This window comes from Vibrio sp. V15_P4S5T153 (assembly GCF_963874485.1).
Classification (GTDB): domain Bacteria; phylum Pseudomonadota; class Gammaproteobacteria; order Enterobacterales; family Vibrionaceae; genus Vibrio; species Vibrio anguillarum.
Genome location: NZ_CAWNHR010000011.1, coordinates 759,864 through 781,290 on the forward strand (window position 1 = coordinate 759,864; position 21,427 = coordinate 781,290).

16 protein-coding genes and 1 riboswitch are annotated in these 21,427 nt (G+C 45.0%); of the genes, 8 read left to right on the forward strand and 8 right to left on the reverse strand.

Features of this window, described 5'->3' with window-relative positions; all coding sequences use genetic code 11:
* Nucleotides 1-30 precede the first annotated feature (30 nt).
* The 3 genes from AACT42_RS05355 to AACT42_RS05365 are packed head-to-tail and all read right to left on the reverse strand — an operon-like array spanning nt 31 to nt 5,414.
* On the reverse strand, nt 31-2,835 hold the full coding sequence (locus AACT42_RS05355) for an Hsp70 family protein (RefSeq protein WP_094133731.1): 2,805 nt from the start codon (nt 2,833-2,835) through the stop codon (nt 31-33).
* 48 nt (nt 2,836-2,883) lie between these two features.
* Nucleotides 2,884-4,782, reverse strand: a complete 1,899-nt coding sequence (locus AACT42_RS05360; RefSeq protein ID WP_094133730.1) for an Hsp70 family protein — start codon at nt 4,780-4,782, stop codon at nt 2,884-2,886.
* On the reverse strand, nt 4,782-5,414 hold the full coding sequence (locus tag AACT42_RS05365; protein ID WP_094133729.1) for a DUF2760 domain-containing protein: 633 nt from the start codon (nt 5,412-5,414) through the stop codon (nt 4,782-4,784). Before AACT42_RS05365 ends, AACT42_RS05360 begins: the two co-directional genes overlap by 1 nt.
* 301 nt (nt 5,415-5,715) lie before the next feature.
* Between AACT42_RS05365 and AACT42_RS05370 the strand changes: the two genes are divergently transcribed.
* The gene (locus tag AACT42_RS05370) at nt 5,716-7,239 is read left to right on the forward strand and encodes a sensor domain-containing diguanylate cyclase (protein ID WP_094133728.1); all 1,524 of its coding nucleotides are present in this window, start codon (nt 5,716-5,718) and stop codon (nt 7,237-7,239) included.
* A 94-nt stretch (nt 7,240-7,333) separates the two neighbouring features.
* Nucleotides 7,334-7,864 (forward strand): 3'-5' exonuclease, encoded by a 531-nt coding sequence (locus tag AACT42_RS05375; protein WP_047689084.1) that lies wholly within the window; start codon nt 7,334-7,336, stop codon nt 7,862-7,864.
* Between the two features lie 6 nt (nt 7,865-7,870).
* Here the strand turns inward: AACT42_RS05375 and AACT42_RS05380 are convergent, their stop codons facing one another.
* The gene (locus AACT42_RS05380) at nt 7,871-8,314 is read right to left on the reverse strand and encodes a tellurite resistance TerB family protein (RefSeq protein WP_026027231.1); all 444 of its coding nucleotides are present in this window, start codon (nt 8,312-8,314) and stop codon (nt 7,871-7,873) included.
* Nucleotides 8,315-8,398: 84 nt separating this feature from the next.
* Nucleotides 8,399-8,803: a hypothetical protein gene (locus tag AACT42_RS05385; protein ID WP_017050533.1), complete on the reverse strand. Its 405-nt coding sequence runs from the start codon at nt 8,801-8,803 to the stop codon at nt 8,399-8,401.
* 240 nt (nt 8,804-9,043) lie between these two features.
* Between AACT42_RS05385 and hrpA the strand changes: the two genes are divergently transcribed.
* On the forward strand, nt 9,044-12,979 hold the full coding sequence (gene hrpA / locus AACT42_RS05390) for an ATP-dependent RNA helicase HrpA (RefSeq protein WP_094133727.1): 3,936 nt from the start codon (nt 9,044-9,046) through the stop codon (nt 12,977-12,979).
* A 103-nt stretch (nt 12,980-13,082) separates the two neighbouring features.
* A complete protein-coding gene (locus tag AACT42_RS05395; RefSeq protein ID WP_013856810.1) occupies nt 13,083-13,565 on the forward strand; it encodes a porin family protein in 483 nt (160 codons plus the stop codon).
* Between the two features lie 89 nt (nt 13,566-13,654).
* On the opposite strand, the gene AACT42_RS05400 is transcribed toward AACT42_RS05395, so the two are convergent.
* Complete coding sequence (locus tag AACT42_RS05400; protein WP_013856811.1) at nt 13,655-14,566, reverse strand: LysR family transcriptional regulator; 912 nt, start codon at nt 14,564-14,566, stop codon at nt 13,655-13,657.
* Between the two features lie 98 nt (nt 14,567-14,664).
* On the opposite strand from AACT42_RS05400, the gene AACT42_RS05405 reads away from it, so the two are divergent.
* Complete coding sequence (locus tag AACT42_RS05405; RefSeq protein ID WP_013856812.1) at nt 14,665-16,068, forward strand: MDR family MFS transporter; 1,404 nt, start codon at nt 14,665-14,667, stop codon at nt 16,066-16,068.
* A 71-nt stretch (nt 16,069-16,139) separates the two neighbouring features.
* On the opposite strand, the gene AACT42_RS05410 is transcribed toward AACT42_RS05405, so the two are convergent.
* Nucleotides 16,140-17,621: a carboxypeptidase M32 gene (locus AACT42_RS05410; protein WP_094167913.1), complete on the reverse strand. Its 1,482-nt coding sequence runs from the start codon at nt 17,619-17,621 to the stop codon at nt 16,140-16,142.
* 220 nt (nt 17,622-17,841) lie between these two features.
* Between AACT42_RS05410 and AACT42_RS05415 the strand changes: the two genes are divergently transcribed.
* Nucleotides 17,842-18,480: a LysE family translocator gene (locus AACT42_RS05415; RefSeq protein ID WP_017044740.1), complete on the forward strand. Its 639-nt coding sequence runs from the start codon at nt 17,842-17,844 to the stop codon at nt 18,478-18,480.
* A gap of 67 nt (nt 18,481-18,547) precedes the next feature.
* Here the strand turns inward: AACT42_RS05415 and AACT42_RS05420 are convergent, their stop codons facing one another.
* Nucleotides 18,548-19,927 carry an alanine/glycine:cation symporter family protein gene (locus AACT42_RS05420; RefSeq protein ID WP_094133955.1) on the reverse strand — a complete coding sequence of 460 codons (1,380 nt, stop codon included), beginning with the start codon at nt 19,925-19,927 and terminating at the stop codon, nt 18,548-18,550.
* 123 nt (nt 19,928-20,050) lie between these two features.
* Nucleotides 20,051-20,144, reverse strand: a riboswitch (glycine riboswitch).
* Nucleotides 20,145-20,502: 358 nt separating this feature from the next.
* Between AACT42_RS05420 and AACT42_RS05425 the strand changes: the two genes are divergently transcribed.
* The gene (locus AACT42_RS05425) at nt 20,503-20,661 is read left to right on the forward strand and encodes a hypothetical protein (protein WP_010319274.1); all 159 of its coding nucleotides are present in this window, start codon (nt 20,503-20,505) and stop codon (nt 20,659-20,661) included.
* Between the two features lie 19 nt (nt 20,662-20,680).
* Nucleotides 20,681-21,415: a hypothetical protein gene (locus tag AACT42_RS05430; protein ID WP_017050909.1), complete on the forward strand. Its 735-nt coding sequence runs from the start codon at nt 20,681-20,683 to the stop codon at nt 21,413-21,415.
* Nucleotides 21,416-21,427: the final 12 nt, after the last annotated feature.

Below are 21,427 nucleotides of genomic sequence, written 5' to 3' on the forward strand. Positions count from 1 at the left end.
TAGCAACGAGAGTGGTCAAATTAGGTCGATTCATTTTTTAAGCAGTATCAACCCACTTGGCAGAGTATCACCGAAGACACGTTTGGATTCTGTGTCAGACAGGTCATGCACTTCATTAACCAAAGTAAACCAAGTTTCTGGAACCTTACTCTGCTTTATCTTGGCTAAAACGAGCTGACGAACATCATCGCTAATATCAAAAAGACGATCTCCTGTCTTGCGACACATCATTACCGAGGCAAAGGCAATCATCGGTTCTTTTTGCCAGTTTTGATCAAGCAACTTCGGTAACCATTGTTCCACTTGCGCTCTTGGGATGACTGAATGTTGACTACCATACAGTAGCGTCCGAGAGGCTAACCGCCCAAGGGCCCACCAGTGTGCTTGTTCACATTGAGTTTGATTAATAGCTTTGTTCAAAAACCACGTGGCAAGTAATACTTTATCTTCCACTTCTAGATGTTCCAGCGAAGCGGCAAGCCGCACCATTGCTTCGTACCCTTTGTCGTGCGCTTCTTGAGCTGATTTTGGATTTTTGATTGCGCTAGGGTGAAGATACTTAGCGATATCTGCCAGAATCGTTTCTTGTTGTTCCTGCCTCAGTCCGCCAGCAATACGCCGCCAAAATACCCACCAATCGCTCCAGCCTTGATGATTTTGGAATTGAATACCTTGTTGATACAGATTCCACATCTGTTCCATACGCCAAGGATCAGTTGGGTCGCCAAATCCTGGTCGCAGGGCAAACCCAGCCAGACGCAACCAGTTTTTCTCGTGTTGCTCTGAGCGACGTCGACGTTTACGGCCTTGAGAAAATGCATCAAAGAGCGGTCGTAGCGTGGTGAAATCCCATTCATCACGTGGCCCTAAAAGCTTATCTAAATCTTTGCCAAGCGTTTTTATGGCTTGGTTATCAGAGGCTTTTTTATTGCCACTATAAAGGTGTGTGATGAGCGAAATCGCCTCTGACAAGCGAGGATGACGTTGGATTTCACTGTCTGACTCACTGTGCTTGCGAACTTCAAACTCAAGTTGCCATCGGTTTTTTTCGTCCTCAACACTGACACATTCAATCTTAAGCGTGCCGACTTCAGTTAATTGACAAGCCAGTTGAACTTCCACTCGTTGCTTTTGGTTAGCGTGCAATAGAGCATCATCATTTCCTTTTAACGCCGTTATATAAGGAGGCAGTGGCGTAAAAAGCTCATGTTCAACAGCCAATAACAGACCATTTTGAACGCGGCGATCAGCAAACATATCGTGAGTCGAGGTCAGGATGTTGAAGCGTACTGGTTCACCTAACGTCAGTGAAAATCGACGGCTGGTTAAGCGTATCTCTTGTCCTTCTTCGGTGCCTTTAGCCAAGACACACAGAGCATGTCCCGCACTGTTTTTTTCAGGCAGGTGTAAAAAATAAGAGCGTGCCGATCCGCCGCCGATTTTAAGCTGTGCACCTTGGCGAGCTTTACCATAGGCAACAGCACCGAGTGCGACTGCCCAATCAGGGTGAGGATTATCAAGCAGGGTGATCGGCGAACCTCGCCAATCGGTCAATAATTGAGTGATGCGCTTTGTGATAAGCTCACTATTAAATACGCCGCCATTGAGCAGCAACCCAGCGGGAATTGCCGTTGCGTTTGACTCTTGCTTGAGCGCAAGACGAGAAACGGCTTGGTGTTCAGCTAAAAATTCAGCAATGTGTTTACTCACGGCAGGGTCGGCTGCGTAGGGCAAACCGAATTCCACCACAGCACTGCGGCGTTTAGTTGGACGTTCTTGTACCGAGCAAAGTGGGAAAAAGCCTTCCAGTGCAATGTCATGCACCTCTTGTTTCGTCAGGGAAATGCTTTTTGCTGCGCCTAATAGCTTTGAACCACTGCCAAGGAGCGTAATTTTTAGCTGCTCTGGGGCTTGGTTTGATAAGAGTTGCTCTTTGACTTGGCGAGTTTGCTGAATTAGTTTGCTCAAACTGGCGGCGGTTAATTTTTTCGAACCGTCAAAGCGTTGCTCAGCTAGATGAGCTAATGCTAAATCAAGGTTGTCACCTCCGAGCATTAAGTGCTCGCCCACGCCAATTCGGTCAAGAGAAAGTTGGCTGTCTGCGCTGTGTTTCGCTTCAATTAAACTGAGGTCTGTCGTACCTCCGCCCACATCACAAACCAAGATCAAAGGGAGTGACTGTAGTTGCTGTGAGGCACAATGGCGGTGACGTGCGTACCAGTCATAGCAAACGGCTTGTGGCTCTTCAAGTAGTACAATTGAGCTTAAGCCAGCCAGCGTTGCAGCTTCGATGGTGAGCTTACGAGCCGTTTCATCAAATGATGCCGGTACGGTGATAATGACATTTTGATCTTCAAGTCGATGACTTGGATGACGGTAGTTCCATGCTTGCCGGATGTGATTGAGATAACTGGCGCTGGCAATCACAGGGGAAACTTTCGCTACATCGTGAGCGCCTGCCCACGGTAAGATGGCTTGCTTGCGATCAACCCCTTGGTGTGAGAGCCAACTTTTCGCGCTGGATACTTGTCGCCCTTCTACTTTTGCACCTAAATCTCTTGCCCATTGGCCAATAATTACCTCTTTGCTATCGCCCATAACCGGTTCAATTTGCCAAGGGAGCGATAGGGCATCAGGTGCGATCTGCCCGTCGGCTGGGTGATAACGAAATGATGGAAGGAGTGGTTTTCGAACCACTTCACCTGGGCCAATTAATTGGTCGACCTCAAAAAGATGCACGGGTGAGTCTTCTAACGATTCGGTGATTTCACAAAATGCCACCACAGTATTGGTGGTGCCTAAATCGATACCGACGAGAAAGCGAGGAGAAGACATGGAGGCTCCTGAATTTCAAAAACGGCATCCGAAGATGCCGTGTGGGGATTATTGAGTGACTTGAGGATCTTCACGCACATCGAACTCAACGTGCCATGTTTGGCCGTTGTCGGTCGCAATGGCTTCTAAGTGAAGTGTCCCGAGTTCTGTGATCGTTGAGGCTAAGTGAACCGGAACGACTTCGCCTTGTCGACGTCCTTCAGAAACAGGCAAGGTGACGTGGATCTCGGGCAGCTCTACAAGTTCTTCTGGAGCCCAATAATCTAAGTGCATGCCAGCTTCGTCATCGCGGCGTATTGTTGAACCAAAGAATTGAAAATGTACAGGCTCACCAATGACCAATCCAAACTCTTGGCTTGGTACGCGGACACTGGTTCCTTCTTCCATGCCAAATGGGGCGACGCACAAGGCTTCCATCGGCGGTGTGATCCCCGGAATGGCAGGCATAGCACTTTCAATACCGACGTAATAACTCGAGGCAATGCCCCCGCGAATACGCACACCTTGTCCACGACGAACTGCGCCGTAATACGCTGCGCCACATGCGACGGCTAAATCAAGGTCTAAGCCTGTTAAGCGCTTCATCTGTGGTGCTCCCACAGTGCTCAACCAAGCATTAATAGTGCTGAGAAGACGGTTTGCTAATAAATCGGATTTTAACACGCCACCGTTTAGTAAGATGGCGGTCGGTTTGATAAAATCCATCTCCGGAGCTTCGCCCATACCGGGCATGCCAGCAAATGGGTTATCATTCAGAGCGGATTTTTCTAGAGCGGATATTTCACCACCCATTGCATGGGCTTGTTTTGCCAAGAACGCGGCGATATGGCGGGTAATTCCAGCGTCTTGCGCGTAGGGAAGGCCCATTTGCGTTAATGCGCCACGTGCTTTTTGTACGGGATGATCAGTGATATTCACTTGTGGGAAAAAACCATCGACCAAGGTTTGTTGCACTTCTTGTTGAGTCAATTCGGTTTTAAGCGTTGTACCGAGTAGTTTTGAACCGCGACTTGGTACCACAATCGGTACGGAATTTAGGGCACTGTCATTAAGAAGCGCCTCTTTGGCATCTCGGCAAGCGTGCGTCATTGCTTGCACTTGCCAAGGGGCTAATTCTTTACCTTCTTGCACCAATTTCATTTTTAAACGGTAAGCAAGGGCAAGGTCCATGTTGTCGCCGCCGAGCAAAATGTGCTCACCAACCGCAATCCGATTGAGCGTTAAGTTACCAGCGTCTTCAGTCACTTCCACTAAGGATAAATCAGTGGTTCCCCCACCAATATCAACCACGAGAACAATGTCACCCACTTTGACTTCATCGCGCCACGCATCGTGGCTATTATCTATCCAACTGTATAAAGCCGCTTGTGGCTCTTCAAGCAGCGTTAATTGCTCAAAACCGACGTTGCGTGCTGCTTCAGCGGTTAAATCTCGGGCGGCTGGATCAAATGAAGCGGGTACTGTTAACGTGACATCTTGTGTAGCTAAGGGGAAGTCAGGGTGAGCGTGATCCCAAGCACTTTTTAAATGCTCTAGATAGCACTCAGTGGCTTTTAATGGGGAGATCTTTTCCACTTCATCGCTGCTACCCACGGGTAAAAATGCATCACGTCGATTGACGCCACCATGACATAGCCATGATTTGGCACTGGCGACTAAACGAATCGGTGTCTTACTGCCAAGGTTGCGCGCAATGGCACCGACTAAAGCTTTTGGCTCGGCCGACCAAGGCAAAACGCGTGCGGCAGGGCTCATCTCATGTTCATGAGGCTGGTATAAAAACGAGCCTAATTGATGACGGCTTTCAACCGTACCGGGCGCGGTAAGTTGAGGGATGCTCATTACTGAAACGCGAGCGTTTTCATCCTGTGTATCAACATAAGAGAGCACGCAATGTGTTGTGCCTAAGTCAATACCAATACTAAATTTTGGCGCTGTCTGTTCCATTACAATTCAACCTCGGCAGGTGCGATAATTGAAGCATCATACTGTTCAACCAATTTAGGCAAAGTGATAGCTGTTGCTTTCCAGCCTTTATGGACTAAGGTGCCATTAAAGGGTGCTGAACCTGTCACATTACCCGTTAAGCGAACTTCTTGCGGGTTGAAACCAGCTTCAATGGTAATTCGGCTTTCTTCATCTTCGCCGCGAATGGGCGTGAGCTGAATGTAATCTTGTAGGACTTTTTTGCCACCTGCGTGGATCACGCGCGCCGCGGCTCCAACTTCCTCATCTGAAAAAGCGGTGACATCTTCATTTAAGAAGTCAATCAGACGAGCTTCTTGCTGCATTAACGACAAAAGTTGTAGGGCGGAATCGGTTGGCGCTGTCGCTAATTTAGATTCGACTTCAACTACGCGCTCAATCACTTTTTCTACTTCTACGATTTTTTCGACTTCAACAATCGTTTCAACCGGCTTTTCGACTTCGACAATTTTCTCGACAGGTTTTTCAACAACTTTCTCAACGACTTTTGATTTGCGTGATACCACAATGAGAAGTAGCAAAAGGCTTGATGCACTGAGCCCAGCATGCAGCATATCAAAGGTGGTAGGGATCATATTTAAATCGAAGTTCATCACAATTCTCTTTACACAATGAAGTAGGCGTGGGAATTCTCGTGAGCCTACGGTGAATAGACTTAAAAATAGGGGCGCAGCTTACCATATTCAAGGCGAATACAGGATAGAAAGTCCGCATCATCACGTTTAAGCTAAAGTGATTGCTTGCGTTTTGAGCAGTATCAATCATTAATTCTCTATTCTGGTTCAACTTTAAGATTAATTGGTTAATAAATTGGTGACTGGCTATTGATTTACCTACTTTTATAAGAGTAATTTGAGTCCTGAGTCCTGAGTCCTGAGCCACGGAGAGGCTGTTATGTTAGAGAGCGACAAAAAGGTGATCTACCCTTTATGTATTTCAATTATTACCTTAATGATGACAGCGTCAGTCATCTCATTACTCTACATTAATCAAAAGAATCATATTGTCATGTTGTTTGATAGCCACGCTGAACATCAAGCAAGCATATTAGACACGTTGGTTGGAAATGATGTCAGTTTTATTGGTTCGGCTGCCAATTTTTTGCATGCTACCGAGGGGGGTAATGTGCAAGGATTTGACGTTTTTGCTCATGGTGTTATGTCAACATCCTACAGCCTTATCGGTTTGCAATGGTTAGCGAAAGTAACGAAAGATGATGCTGACGAATTTGTAACATTAATGAGGGATCGTTTGCCTCAATTTGAGTTATTTACAGTACCTAAAGCGGGTCAAAAGGTGATTGGATTTTCTGAAGAGAATGAACAACCCGTTTATGTTCTGAGTGATATTTATCCTCAAACCAAAAGTAACCTTGAATTGCTCGGCTTCTATTCGCTACGCCCTCGCTTTCAAAGAATTGCTGCACATATTGAGAGAACGGGGCTACCTGCTATATCCGATAAGGTCCGCCTATTGCAAGATGGCATAGAAGCACACCACAAAAAGGATGGATTATTGGTATATCATCCTGTTTTTAACTACAACAAACAGGAAATGATTGGTGTGGTAGTGGGTGTTATTCGACTCTCTACTTATTTTGATGGATTGGTGAGCCGCACGGCATCCGATCATCGATTGTATATGAAAGTAACCGATCTCGGATTTGATGCCGAAGATGATCCGATTCTATTTCAAAGCCCAGATTGGGATTCAATCAAAGGCATAGAAATAGAGAAACGCTTATCTCTGCCTAACCGTGATTGGAAAATTGATTTTAAGTTCTCAGAACCAATAGCGAGCAACATACAGTGGATTTTAGTGGCGCTCAGCGTCGGTGGTTTAATTATTTCGATCTTGTTAGGTTATGTTGTCTATTTGTTGATGAGAGAAAAACTTCATCTTAGCGAGATGCTAGAAGAACGTACTGAAGAACTGCGCTTTTTAGCGGACCACGATAGTTTGACTGGGTTGTATAACCGACGTGCATTCGGACGTTTACTGCAAGAGAACGTCTTACAGAAAAAAGCTTTTTCGTTGGTAATGTTTGATGTCGATGATTTTAAACTGATTAATGACAAGCATAGCCACATTGCAGGCGATGAGATGCTAATACATATCGCAACGGTTATTTCACGTCATATGGGAAATAATGATGTTTTAGCTCGGTTAGGTGGGGACGAATTTTGCATTATTTGTGAATTGTCAGAACTTCAACCTTTGCAGTGTTATTTAGAAACGTTACGAGCGGCTGTTGAATCAACCGGATATGAGTTCATGGATGAGGTGCTGTATTGCACGCTCAGTATTGGGGCGGCGATCAATCATACTTATGATCAAGAGTCTTTATTACATTTGGCAGACAGCAAGTTATACGAAAGCAAAGAAAATGGTCGCAACCGAGTTTCAATCACCCAATAACTGTCCGAACGAAAGGGCGAGAGTCGAGTTTTTGAGAGGAGTCGAGTAAGATAGCGTTCTTTGACCACTTATATTTAAAGGATACGCCTGAACAATGAACTATAACCGAGTTGTCTGCTTCGATTTAGAAATGTGCTGCTGGAATGAAAATGGGGTTGGGACAACGGGTGAAATCATTGAAGTGGGTTTAGCTGAAATTGATGTACAGTTGGGCACGATTGTGAAGCGTGCTCAATATTATGTCAGGCCAGAGCAAGACGAAATTTCGCTGTTTTGTAGTGAGTTAACCGGGATAACTCCGCGTAAGATTGAAAAACAGGGGCGACCACTTGCAGGTGTCGTTCAATCAATGGTCAAAAATTTTGGCGGCCCAAACAAGATTTATGTTTCGTGGGGGCGTGATGACCAAATTTTAGCTAAAGAGTGTGAGCAGAAGGGGATCGTTATGCCTTTTAGCGAGTTCATCAACCTAGCAACGCTCTACCGTATTCAGCAGAGAATGAAAGAAAAACGTATTGGTCACCGCGCCGCACAAGAAGCGCAAGGTATTGAGTGGGAAGGGCGACAGCACTCCGCTTATGTTGATGCCTACAACCTTGCGAAATTGGCGTTAACGATGTTGTAATCCGCTCTATTTTTGAGCGGAAAGTTTAGCGCGGATAAATTCACTGTGGTCGACATACAATAATTCTGCCGCTTTGCGGATCACCGCCTCTTCGAGTGGGTCTATCTCACCGTCCGCGTGCGCCACTTGCCACATCGCCTTGATAAGTTCATATCGCGTATCTTGCGAGAGCTCGCGTAATTGTGAAGTGAAATCATACAATGAAGCTGATTGTTTGACGCTTTGTTCTGCCCGAATGAGCAGTTCCGTGGTTTCTGTATCATCTAACGCTAATAGTCGTTTAACTAATTGAAACTTAGCGTCATTTTCTCGTGTGTCAATTTGATGATCGGCTCCTGCCACTTCTCTGAGCAAACAAGCAATCGCTAGGTTGGGGTTAGTGTTGGAACGCTGGCCTAAATCTTCTCCGTCCAAGAGTTGCTTGAATAGCGATGTAATGGCATTAAACATAAAAAAACCTACTGAAAATTTCGAGTCATTATTGTTTAAATAGTGACGTATTGAGCAAAACACAAGTCAGAATAAAGTGAGATTCTAAATATCAAGAGATTCATCTTCATCGTTCTCGTGATAAAAATCATTCGGATCTTGAGGAACGCTAGGGTCTTCTAGTATTTCAATGACTTCTGAACTTGAGTATTCATGCCCCATCAGGAAAAGCGCTAACATGGCATCGGCTTTGGATTTATTGTCCGCTTTTTCTAGCAAAATTTCTTCAAAGCGTCGCCGTATCATGGCAATCTCATGTTCAACAAAACCGCGACCTTCTTCCTCTCCTTCACCTTCTTCGGGCGCATTATCAAACTCCAGAAACAGAAAATGGCCGTCCAATTGTGTGTCAATAAGACGTTCAGGCAACCAAGCCTCACCCATCACCAATTCTGGATCGGTGTTATCGGGTAGTGAATCGAGTATGTGTTTCAGTTCAGATGCTTTCACAGTTTTATCGTTTCAGTAATCATGTCGCTATTGTAGCGGCGATTTTCTTATAAACATAAGAAATCCTGATCCGATTGCCCAATTTTAAATCGCTTAATTATACGAACGATGGCAAAACATACCGGAATCGAGGAGGAAGCGAATAAATGCTCGCCGTTTGTGAAAGGATAACTGATTGCAGGAGCGTTGATTATGCTACAATCCGCTCAGTTTTATGTAATGAAATGAATAGGAAATGCTTTGACCTCGTCACAGCCCAATCAACACAAGTCAATGAACGCTAGCAGCAACAGTGCGGCATCTCTGCGCAATGCATTGAAAGAATGCATGATGCGTGATCGTTTTCGTCTGAGTAAACGCATCTCTGGTGCGAGCAAAATAAAAAATGAGCAAGCCAAACATGCCGTTTTTGATCAAATTGCGCTCGATATTGCTCAGTCAATGATGGTGGCGCAGCAGCGTCTCAACAGCCGCGTTACCATCGACTACCCTGATTTATTGCCCGTAAGCCAAAAACGCGATGATATCGCCAAAGCGATTGCTGAAAACCAAGTGGTAATTGTGGCGGGTGAAACAGGCTCAGGAAAAACGACTCAGTTACCCAAAATTTGCGCAGAACTTGGGCGCGGTAAATATGGCCTGATTGGCCATACGCAACCACGTCGTCTTGCTGCGCGTTCGGTCGCGAGCCGAATAGCGCAAGAGATGGAAACAGAACTGGGTGGCTTTGTTGGCTATAAAGTTCGTTTTAACGATCAAATTTCCGAGCAGACTCAGATCAAATTGATGACTGACGGGATATTGTTGGCCGAAATACAGCATGATCGTTTTCTCAATCAGTACGACACCATCATTATCGATGAAGCGCATGAGCGCAGCTTAAATATCGATTTTATCTTAGGTTATTTGAAAGAACTGCTGCCGCGTCGTCCGGATCTCAAAGTCATCATTACTTCGGCCACCATCGATCCTGAACGCTTCTCTAACCATTTTAGTGGTGCGCCTATCATTGAAGTGTCGGGTCGTACTTATCCGGTCGATACGCGTTATCGACCACTGCTTGGTGAAGAGGAAGCAGACCGCGATCAACTTGAAGGTATTTTTGAAGCCGTCGATGAACTCTGTGCTGAAGGGCTTGGCGATATTCTGATCTTCATGAATGGTGAACGAGAAATTCGTGATACGGCCGATGCGCTCAGTAAACGTAACTTACGTGATACTGAAATTGTGCCGCTTTATGCACGATTATCCGCCGGAGAGCAGAATAAAATCTTTCAGCCCCATATAGGGCGGCGCATTGTTTTAGCCACCAACGTGGCAGAAACATCCCTTACCGTTCCGGGTATCAAATATGTCATTGACCCAGGTACGGCGCGTATCAGCCGTTATAGCTACCGCACCAAAGTCCAACGTTTGCCGATTGAACCAATTTCTCAAGCGAGTGCAAATCAGCGTAAAGGACGTTGTGGCCGTGTTGAAGAAGGGATCTGCATACGCCTCTATTCCGAAGAGGATTTTCTTTCACGCCCAGAATTTACCGATCCGGAAATACTGCGTACCAACTTAGCCTCGGTTATTTTACAAATGACCGCACTTGGGCTGGGTGATATTGAAGCATTCCCGTTTGTGGAAGCGCCGGATAAACGCAACATTCAAGATGGTGTGCGTTTGCTTGAAGAGCTTGGTGCGATTGTTCCTGATACCAATAAAAATGGTCACGACAGCAAAAAGCAGTTGACGGATATGGGGCGCAAATTAGCACGCTTGCCGATTGATCCCCGTTTGGCGCGTATGGTGCTCGAAGCGCCAAAGCTTGGCTGCGTAAAAGAGCTGATGGTGATTGCCGCTGCACTTTCGATTCAAGACCCACGTGAACGCCCATCAGATAAGCAACAAGCCTCAGATGAGAAACATCGCCGATTTTTTGATGAAGAGTCCGATTTCCTGAGCCTAGTGAATTTGTGGAACCACATTCAAACTGAGCAAAAAGCGTTAAGCAGCAGCCAATTTCGTAAGCAGTGTAAACAAGATTACCTCAATTATTTGCGGGTACGCGAATGGCAGGATGTCTACTTCCAAATTCACCAGTCGATGCGTGAAATGGATTGCAAATTGAACGACGAACCGGGCAATTACCAAAGTATCCACAGTGCAATTTTGGTTGGTTTACTGTCGCACATCGGTATCAAAGACCAAGAGAAAAATGAATACCAAGGGGCTCGTAACGCCCGCTTTAATATTTTTCCCGCTTCTGGTCTGTTTAAAAAGCAGCCCAAGTGGGTGATGGTCGCCGAATTGGTGGAAACCTCTAAACTGTGGGGGCGTATTGCAGCTAAAATCCAGCCTGAATGGGTGGAACCGCTGGCACAGCATTTGATTAAGCGTAGCTACAGCGAACCGCATTGGTCAAAAAAACAAGCCGCCGTCATGGCCTATGAAAAAGTGATGTTATATGGCATTCCTATTGTGCCTAAACGTTTGATTAACTACAGCACCATTGACGAGCCACTATGTCGTGAGATTTTCATTCGCAGCGCATTAGTTGAAGGTGATTGGGAAACCAAACATGCGTTTTTCAAGCAAAACCGTCGCTTATTACTTGAAGTCGAGGAGCTTGAGCATAAATCTCGCCGCCGCGATATTTTGATTGATGATGAACAGCTTTTTGAGTTCTACGATCAGCGAGTAGCAACGGATGTGGTCTCTGGGCGTCATTTTGATGCGTGGTGGCGAAAAGCCAGCAAAGCCACCCCAGATCTACTCAACTTTGAAAAAGAGATGCTATTTAAAGGTGATGCTAGCCACATCACTGATTTAGATTATCCCAACTTTTGGCACCAAAACGGTATTAAACTGAAGCTCAGCTATCAATTTGAACCTGGAGTAGATAGTGACGGTGTCACGGTACATTTGCCATTGCCGATTCTAAATCAAATTGAACCGACAGGGTTTGATTGGCAGATCCCCGGGTTACGTCATGAATTGGTTGTTAGCCTGATCAAGTCGTTGCCTAAAACACTGCGCAAAAACTTTGTACCGGCACCTAACTATGCGGATGCGTTTTTAGCTCGTGTCACACCGATGGAATTGCCTTTATTGGATGCGATGGAAAAAGAGTTAAGACGCATGACGGGCGTCGAGGTGAAGCGTGAAGATTGGAAGTTAGAGCAAGTTCCGGATCATTTAAAAATCACTTTTCGCGCGGTGGATCATAAAAATCGCAAACTCAATGAGCATAAAGATTTATATCAGCTGAAAGAGAGTTTGAAAGAGAAAGTACAAGAAACACTCTCTCAAGTGGCAGACGATGATATTGAACAGCAAGGTTTGCATACGTGGAGCTTTGGTGAATTACCGAAAGTGTACCAACAAAAGCGCGGCGGTTTCGAGGTTAAAGCCTATCCAGCGTTAGTGGATAGTAAAGAAAGTGTTGAAATTAAGCTTTTTGAGACTGAGCAAGAACAACTCAATGCAATGAAAGCAGGGCAAAGGCGTCTGATTTTGCTGAACGTTCCTTCACCGATTAAATATCTGCACACCAATTTACCGAACAAGTCAAAATTGGGGCTCTACTTTAACCCGTATGGCAAAGTATTGGACCTGATTGATGACTGTATTGCTTGTGGGATTGATAAGTTAATTGAGCAGCAAGGCGGTTTAGTGTGGGAGCCGGAGCAGTTTGAGGCACTGAAAGAGTTTGTGCGCGCTGAATTGGGCGATACTGTGGTCGATATCGCCCAACAAGTGGAGACGATTCTTACCACGGCATTCAACATTAATAAAAAGCTGAAAGGGAAAATCGATTTTACGATGGCTTTTGCGTTATCGGATATCAAAGCGCAGATCGAAGGTTTGATCTTTAAAGGCTTTGCCACCGAGTGCGGCTGGAAGCGTTTGCCGGATATTCTGCGTTACATGCGCGCGATTGAACGTCGGATGGAGAAGTTACCCATTGAGCCAAATAAGGATCGTTTGCACATGTTGAAAATTGAAGCGGTAACCAATGATTACAAAGCGCTACTAAACAAGATACCTCGCGGTGCAGAAGTACCTGAAAATGTTAAAGAGATCCGTTGGATGATTGAAGAGCTTCGCGTGAGTTTATTTGCTCAGCAACTTGGCACTCCTTATCCAGTTTCAGATAAACGTATAAAAAATGCGATTGATGCTTGTTAGGTATAAGATTTGCATCTAACCAACAGTTCACTATAATTTGACGCTATGTGGCAATCGGTCGCCGTTTTGAGGCCACTGCCAAATTAAATAAAGAAGGTTCATCATGAAAAAGACTTTAATCGCACTGGCGCTGATCAGTACATCTTCAATGGCGTTTGCTGACTCTTGGATTTATGGCGGCGCATCAGTAGGCCAATCGGATTTGAATGGTAAAAGCGGTACTTCGTACAACATTCATGCCGGTACTGGTATTCTTCCTCTGATTGGCCTCGAAGCGGGTTACACCGACCATGGCAAATTTGAAGTCAGTGCCACGAATGAAATCGCGGCCTCTTCTGTTTATTTTGCGGTAAAGCCAAGCATTGATTTTGGCCCTCTGCATGTGTATGCCAAGGGTGGTTTGCATTCTTGGGATAAAAAATTAAACAGCAATAAAATAGATGATGGTTTTGACATCATGTACGGTGTAGGCGCTGAATACTTCCTGATGGGGCCAATTTCAGTTGGTGCAAGTTACATGAATTACACTTTGGGCGATGACGATATTGGTACGGTTTCATTCAACGCGACCTTCCACTTTCTTTAATCTAGTCACTCAATCGCTTTCAACCACTTCTTGCTCGTTAGTAGCAAGAAGTGGTTTTTTATTTGAGCAGTATAGTGTGGTGTACATTCTCAAGTACGCCAGTAACTGAAAGCAAAGCGTGACCAGTGATTGATGATGTAGTCAATAAATGCCTGAGTTCGCTCAGGAAGAAAACGTCTCTGAGGGTGCAGCAAATAAACATCCGCTCCTTCAATCTGCCAGTTAGGCAATAATGGCACTAATCGTTTCTCCTCTAACTCCTTATCAATTAATCCTTTAGGTAACCTTGCAATACCCATATTCATGAATGTGGCTTGCAAAATCGTATCAATTTCCTCAGAGCTAATACGTGCCTGAGGGATAAATTGAAAACGTTCTTTGCTTTGCTGATGTTCAAATATCCACGCTTGTTTGGTATTTAAAGTGAGTAGTGGCAGAGAAAGTAATTGCTCTGGATGTTTTAGCAGCAAAGAGGCCGAGTAGTCAGGGCTTGTGCACAACACGGAAGGGTTATTAGCTAGTTTGCGCGCAACCCAATCGGATTGCGGTTGTGGACCAAAACGTAGCGCTATATCAAGGTCGTGCTGGGTATGATAATCCAGCCCCGCACCGACTTGAATACGAATGTTGACTTTAGGATGTTGCTGACAAAATTCCAGTGCTAATGGACTTAGCTGATGCCGAATGGGTAGGATTGGCGCGTTAATGACGATCTCGCCTCTAAACTCTTGTTTGGCTTTTAGAGCTTGTGCTTGTTTATCTTCTATTTGGCTAAATAGGTTGGCATAGGTTTCAAACAAATGCTCGCCTTCTTTCGTTAGTACCACTTCTTTACTGTTTCTGATCAGTAGAATGCTGCCAATATCTTGCTCCAACTGCTGAATTCTGCGGCTCAACGTGCTGGTGGACAAGGCTTTTTGTTTTGCTGCCAGCGTAAAATTGCCACATTTCACTACCGTTAAAAAGAGTGATAAATCATCAAGTTTCATCATTAATCCCATTTATGCAATAAGCCATCCCATTCTATCCTATTTTAGGATGTGCACTATTACGTTATCGTGTCGGTCGCGCATTCTAATCAAGTTCATATGAGGGGCACATGCCTACCGATTCAACTTATTCGGCTAATCCGAAAATTATTTTTGCCAGCGTTGCTTTAGTCATCGCTTTAGGCTCGCTTGAAAAAAGCATCGTTACCACTCCATTGGCTCTTATTGGGCAAGATCTCTCGGCAGGACAAGCATTAACATGGGTGATTACTGCTTATCTATTAGCATCGACCGCTGTATTACCCGTCTACGGTAAACTGAGCGACTTGTTCGGACGAGTTCGGATGCTAAATGTCAGTATCGTGATCTTTATGTTGGGTTCCGCGCTGTGTACCTTTGCTTTTGATCTACCCAGTTTAATTGGTGCTCGTGTGATTCAAGGGATTGGCGGTGGAGGCTTAATAGCTCTGGCATTTACCGTTATCGCCGATTCAATTCCTGCGCGCGAAGTGGGCAAGTACCAAGGTTATATTTCAGCGGTTTATGCGGTGTCCAGTATTGCAGGGCCACTACTTGGCGGCTATTTTGCTGACTACCTCAGTTGGCGGTGGGTATTCGGTATTAATTTACCGCTAGGGTTGGTGGCACTTTACATGGTTAACCGCTATTTGAAGCATCTCAATAAACGCAGAGATAGTCGCTTTGATTGGGTGGGAGCAGCGTTACTCATGAGTGCGACGACTTTGCTGCTGTTATTACTTTCTTCACATTCATTTATCCCTACTGGCTGGGGCGCGTTTGCATTACTGGCGTGTTTAGTTGCTTTGGTGGTTGTTGAACGCAGAGTGAGTGATCCTATTTTACCGGCGCGTTTAGCACGTCTTCCGAATTATCTGACCGCGATTGTTCTTATTATGGGATCGCAAATGCTGATGTTTGCGCTTTTGGTCTATTTACCACTGCAGTTTCAGTGGCAAAAAGGACTCACTCCGTCAGAAAGCGGTGCCATTATGGTGATCTTCATGGTCTGTATTACCTCTGGCGCTTATGTGGGTGGGAAGCTCATCGCGAAGTTTGGTCGTTATAAGATGTTAGTGATCGTCGGTTTTGCTTTGGCTATGGCTGCATTGTGGCAAGTTCACTACGATATGTGGGTGAAATTTGCATTGGGTTTTGCGGGTATAGGTATTGGTTTAACCTTACCGGCCTTAGGCGTTGTTGTACAAAGTGTCTTACCCGCACGCGATCGCGGCATTGGCATGTCACTGTTTAATTTTGGACGAGAACTCGGCGGTGCACTCGGTGTTGCGTTCTGTTCCGCGCTCTTTTATCTGAGAGTGCCGAGCGAAGTCATGGTTGCTGAACACGGTGCCGAGCAGGCTGGCGTTTCCACACAGGTATTATCACAAGGTTTTAGCTTGGTTTATATTGGCATGAGCGTACTAGCGTTACTGGCGATGTTACTGACAGTATGGCGCTTGCGTAAAGATGCATTGATGAAAAGTTCATCATGAATTCCTGCGTGTTATTGAGCGTTAACTAAGTGTAAAAAAGCAGCGATTTAAGCTGCTTTTTAAGTTTAGCGCTAAAGGTATCTATGCTTTAGGTGGTCTTGGAAATATTGAGCGTTAAGCACATCCCCAGTCGCTTGTTTCACCAATTCATCGGTTGTTAATAAGCTACCTTTCCGCCAAATATTATCGGCAAGCCAAGTAAATATTGGTGATAAATCACCACTGCGAATGGCGGCATCAACATCCACCGTTTTCTTCATCGCTGCCATAAACTGGGCCGCATACATAGCACCCAGCGTGTAACTAGGGAAGTAGCCAAAGCTTCCATCTGTCCAGTGGATGTCTTGCATACAGCCGTTTTGGTTATTTCCTTGGGTAGAAAGGCCGAGGTAAGCCTGCATTTTTTGATCCCATAGCTCAGGCACATCGGTATGTTTGATATGACCATTGATCAAATCACGTTCAATTTCATAACGTAAAATGACATGCGCTGGATAAGTCAGCTCGTCGGCATCGACACGAATAAAGCCTTTTTCAGCGCGAGTGTAGATCTTCTGGAAATTCGCTTGTGCAAATACTTTATCTTCACTACCTGAAAAATAGCGGGCGGCTAGGGTGGCTAAGTGCTCAATAAAGGGTTCACTGCGCCCCATCTGCATTTCAAAGAAGAGCGATTGAGATTCATGAATACCCATCGAACGCGCTTCTCCTGCTGGTGTACCAGCAAGATGTTTAGGCAAGCCTTGCTCGTAACGTGCGTGGCCCGTTTCATGGACAATGCCCATTAGAGACTGAATAAACTCCGACTCATTATAACGAGTGGTGATCCGAACATCGGTTGGAACACCGCCGCAAAAAGGGTGAACGCTTTCATCAAGGCGACCGTGTTCAAAATCAAACTGAAGCAGTTTCATGACTTCTAAGCCTAGCGCCTTTTGCTTTTCAGCAGGGTAATACCCAGTTGGCATGATGATCTCTTCGGCGCGCTGCTTCTCTATGACTTGATCGATTAACGTTGGCAGCCAAGTTTTAACATCGCTGAAAACAGCGTCCAATGATTGAGTGGTTGTACCCGGTTCGTAAAGGTCGAGCATCGCATCATAAGGCGTTAAACCTGTAGCATCAGCGCGGATCTGCGCTTCTTGCTGTGAGAGTGTGACCACCTCAGCCCAGTTTTTCTCAAAACCGACCCAATCATTGTTTTTGCGTTGGGTACGCCAAGCATGTTCACACTTTGAACCAGCAAGAGATTTCGCTTGCACCAAAGCTTCAGGCAGTATGTTTGCCTGCTGCCAGTGGCGTTTAAGTTCACGCAGAGTTGCTTTTTGCTCATCGTCCAATGACTCATTTTGTGCTTTATCGAACCATTCAGCTAATTGAGGTTGAGTATGTAAACTATGAATATGAACGGACAATTGCGCCATCGCTTCCGAGCGAGCTTGAGCGCCGCCAGCAGGCATTACTGCGGCTTGATCCCAGCCACAAATAGCCGCTAAATGATTGAAATGTGAAATTTTCTTAGAGTGTTGAACTAATTGATTGAATGCATCCATGGAATTAGCCTTCCGTGACGTAAAAGAAGAGTTAGTGTAGCAACCATTAAGTGTCTAACCAAGGCCATCAAAGTCAATTAAGGTGAAAGAGCGTGACCCAAACCGACAAGGCTATGAGTATTTCATTATTTTCTTATCCAGTGAAAACTGTTAAAGACTTTATAAAAGAGCTCAGGTATAAAAAGGCAAACGATGACATTTCTTTTATACAAGGACGGGTATGTATATCCAAAACGTTGAAGCCTTTCTGATCGCAATTACTATATTAACGCTAACTCCAGGGCTAGATACGGCGCTGGTGATTCGTAACACATCACGAGCTGGGTTCACTGACGGCAGCATAACAAGTTTGGGTATTTGCATGGGGCTATTTGTGCATGCGACCTTTTCCGCCGTTGGTATTTCGGCGATTTTGGCACAATCGGCCGAGCTGTTTCATGTGGTTAAAATGATTGGTGCGGCGTATTTAATTTGGCTGGGACTATCCAGCTTAAAAGCGTTGCTGAAAAATAGCCAAGGTATGCAGGTTACGGCGATTTCACACAGTGAATTTACGCTGAAGCGGTCATTGCGTGAAGGCTTTCTTTCCAATGTGTTGAACCCTAAAACGGCAGTATTTTATCTCGCATTTTTGCCGCAATTTATTAACCCAGAATATTCTCCGTTGTTGCAATCGCTTTTGATGGCTGCCATTCATTTTGTTATCGCTATGTGCTGGCAGTGCGGTTTAGCGGGCGCATTGAGTTTTGCAAAAAACTTACTCAAAAATGCGTCGTTTATGAAATGGATGGAAGGGACAACAGGCGTTGTGCTAGTCGCGCTTGGGGTGAAATTGCTACTAGAAGATGAAGCGGCTTAAGAAGTTGCTCTTTAGTCGCCTAAAGTTGCCGATAAGCATTGCCACATGCTTATCGGCTGGCAAACGATTAATGTTGGGTTTGAGCACCACGGGTAAAAGGCGCTGACTGTTTTTCAAAAAATAGCTTGGTCTCTTCAAGCACAATATGACGTAATGCGATTAATCCGATCAGATTAGGGATAGCCATTAAACCGTTAACGATATCAGCAATAATCCAAATCATATCAAGGTGCAAGAACGCACCTGATGCCACCAAACCGATAAAAATCAGCTTATAAGGCATTACTGCTTTGGTACCAAACAAAAATACCACGCAGCGCTCACCGTAATAGTTCCAGCCTAAAATCGTCGTAAAGGCAAAAAACATCAAACCAATGGAGACCATCATCGGGCCCAAGGTTTCCGCATTTAAGCCCACGGCAAATGCATAGGTTGTCATAGCGGCACCAGAAAAATCACTTTGCCATGCGCCAGTTAAGATCAGCGCAAGCCCGGTCATGGTGCAAATAATGATGGTGTCAAAGAAAGTACCAGTCATTGAAATCAACCCTTGTTTTACGCAAGAGTCAGTTTTCGCTGCCGCCGCGGCCATTGGCGCGCTGCCAAGACCAGATTCATTAGAAAATACACCGCGCGCAATCCCTGATTGAATCGCCAGCATGATGCTCGCTCCTAAGAAACCACCAGTAGCGGCTGTGGAAGTGAAAGCAGAAGTGGTAACTAAACTGATGGCCGTGAGTAATTGATCGCTGTTGCTGATGATCACACTCAAACACGCAAGGATGTAAAAAAGGGCCATGGCAGGTACCACTTTCCCAGCCACTTTAGCAATTGATTGAATACCACCGACCGTGACAAATGCGACTAACAGCGTTAAAACCACTGCTGATATTTCGCGTGACACACCAAAAGAGATTTCAGTAGCATCTAAAATCGCGTTGACTTGTGGGAATGTACCGATGCCGAAACAAGCGACACCGATGGCAAATAGGGCGAATAAAACCGCCAAAGTTCGCGAGCCCACGCCATATTGCAGGTAATACATCGGGCCACCAACCATTTGGCCTTTGTCATCCACTTGACGATACTTTACTGCCAGTAAACATTCAGCGTATTTGGTCGCCATACCAAACAGCGCGGCTAACCACATCCAAAATAGCGCGCCTGGCCCACCGAGCTTAATCGCTGTCGCTACGCCAACGATATTACCGGTTCCAATCGTCGCGGAAAGTGCGGTACATAAGGCGGCAAAGCTTGATACATCGCCTTGTTTACCGGCGTCTTTGTCTTTACTAAACACCATCTTAAGTGCGGTAGGTAAATGTCGAAATTGGATAAGACCGAGACGCAACGTAAAATAGATGCCTGTACCGACCAATAAAATTAAAAGTGGTGGTCCCCAGACAAAGTTGTCTATAGATTCAAGAATAGATTGCAGGTTGTTCATTTGTTCCCCTTAATAAAACGACAGTTAAGGAGAAGAGGGAAAGGGCAGTAATCTGAAAAGATCCCACAAAAAGATCACAGCAGGCCAGTGGTGAAGAAACCACACCTATTTATGATTGTAACTTTCCACTCCTCTGTCCTTTTGCCTGAGAGTTTCACCCCAAATAGGGTTTGCTCCTTCGGCGACCGATTAAACGGTTCTCTCCAGAGGTTCCTCCAACTACAGTCCTCGCCAGCTCTCATAAGAGAGAGCATTAGCACCTGAAAGATTTACTTCTTCGGCGAGCCTGTTTACTCATACTTTGAATAAACTAAGGCTACTCTCCTGCAGTCTTCATCGGAACTGATGGTAAGTGTGCTTACCATCAAGGCGAGATATGTTACATAAAGCGTTTTTCAAGACAAGGAAAATTGTGCTTTTGATCTCAATTTACTGCCGTTTGATGGTTTGTTAACCACTGTTGGACGTAAATGTAGGATGAGCGGTGAAAACTTTACGCTTGTTGTCGATTGTTCTACTTTTTTCTGACTTATCGCATGTTATAAATGATATACACTACGTTGGAGGATAGGCTTATGACACGACTCATCACCATTATTTTATTGATCGCCATTGCTTTTATTTTTATTCGTTATCGTACCAACGAAAAGTTGCAAAAAGGTGTGGTGGTTTCTTTACTCACTGCTTTTGTCATTTATGCTGCCTCAATTGTGATTACTGAATTAACTCGCTGAGATAGATAGGAGCGAAAGAGTGAACAAACAGACGGACATTGATGCACAAGACGATGTCGTAGTGATTGAAGAACGAGACAAGCGCACCTACGTCTACATCGCGTTAGCAGGGGTGTTGGGGTTAGCATTAGGTGGCTTAATCGGTTCAAGTATCACCACGAATAACTGGCAAAAAACATACCATCAGCTAGAAGAAAAATATGAACAGCTCACCCAAGATAAAAGCCAATTAGCTGAAAAAGTGCAATTAAAAGTCGCCAGTGTCGACGCTGAAGTAGCAAATAAACTTCAACAAGCATTAGAAGAGCAACAAAAGCAGTATCAACAAGAGCTGGATCAAGCGCAAAGCCAATACCAAGCATTAATGGCAGAAAATAAAGCGCTGCAAGCGAAACTTAATACACAGGAAAATGCACTAGCGCAAGTTGAGAACAAAAATTCTAAATTAAATCGGCAAGCCGATATGCAGGCAACGATTTTTGAACGTTCACGCGAACTGTTCCAACGTGAATTGAAAATTAAGCAAGAGTTAGAAGCGCTGCAAAAAGAGAAAGAAAGTTTAGTACCGAAGCTCAAAACGCTCAAAACCGATTGTGATGTCTACCTAGAAGGTAAGTCGTGGGATGCAAAATCAGACGCATGTGATAAGCAAGATGAAGCGAATTCAAGAATTAGCCAAATCGATCAGATGATCCAAGTTCACCGCATGGATTTAGAACAAATCAAAGCGTTAACGGAAAATATAGGCTTATAATTTATATAAATC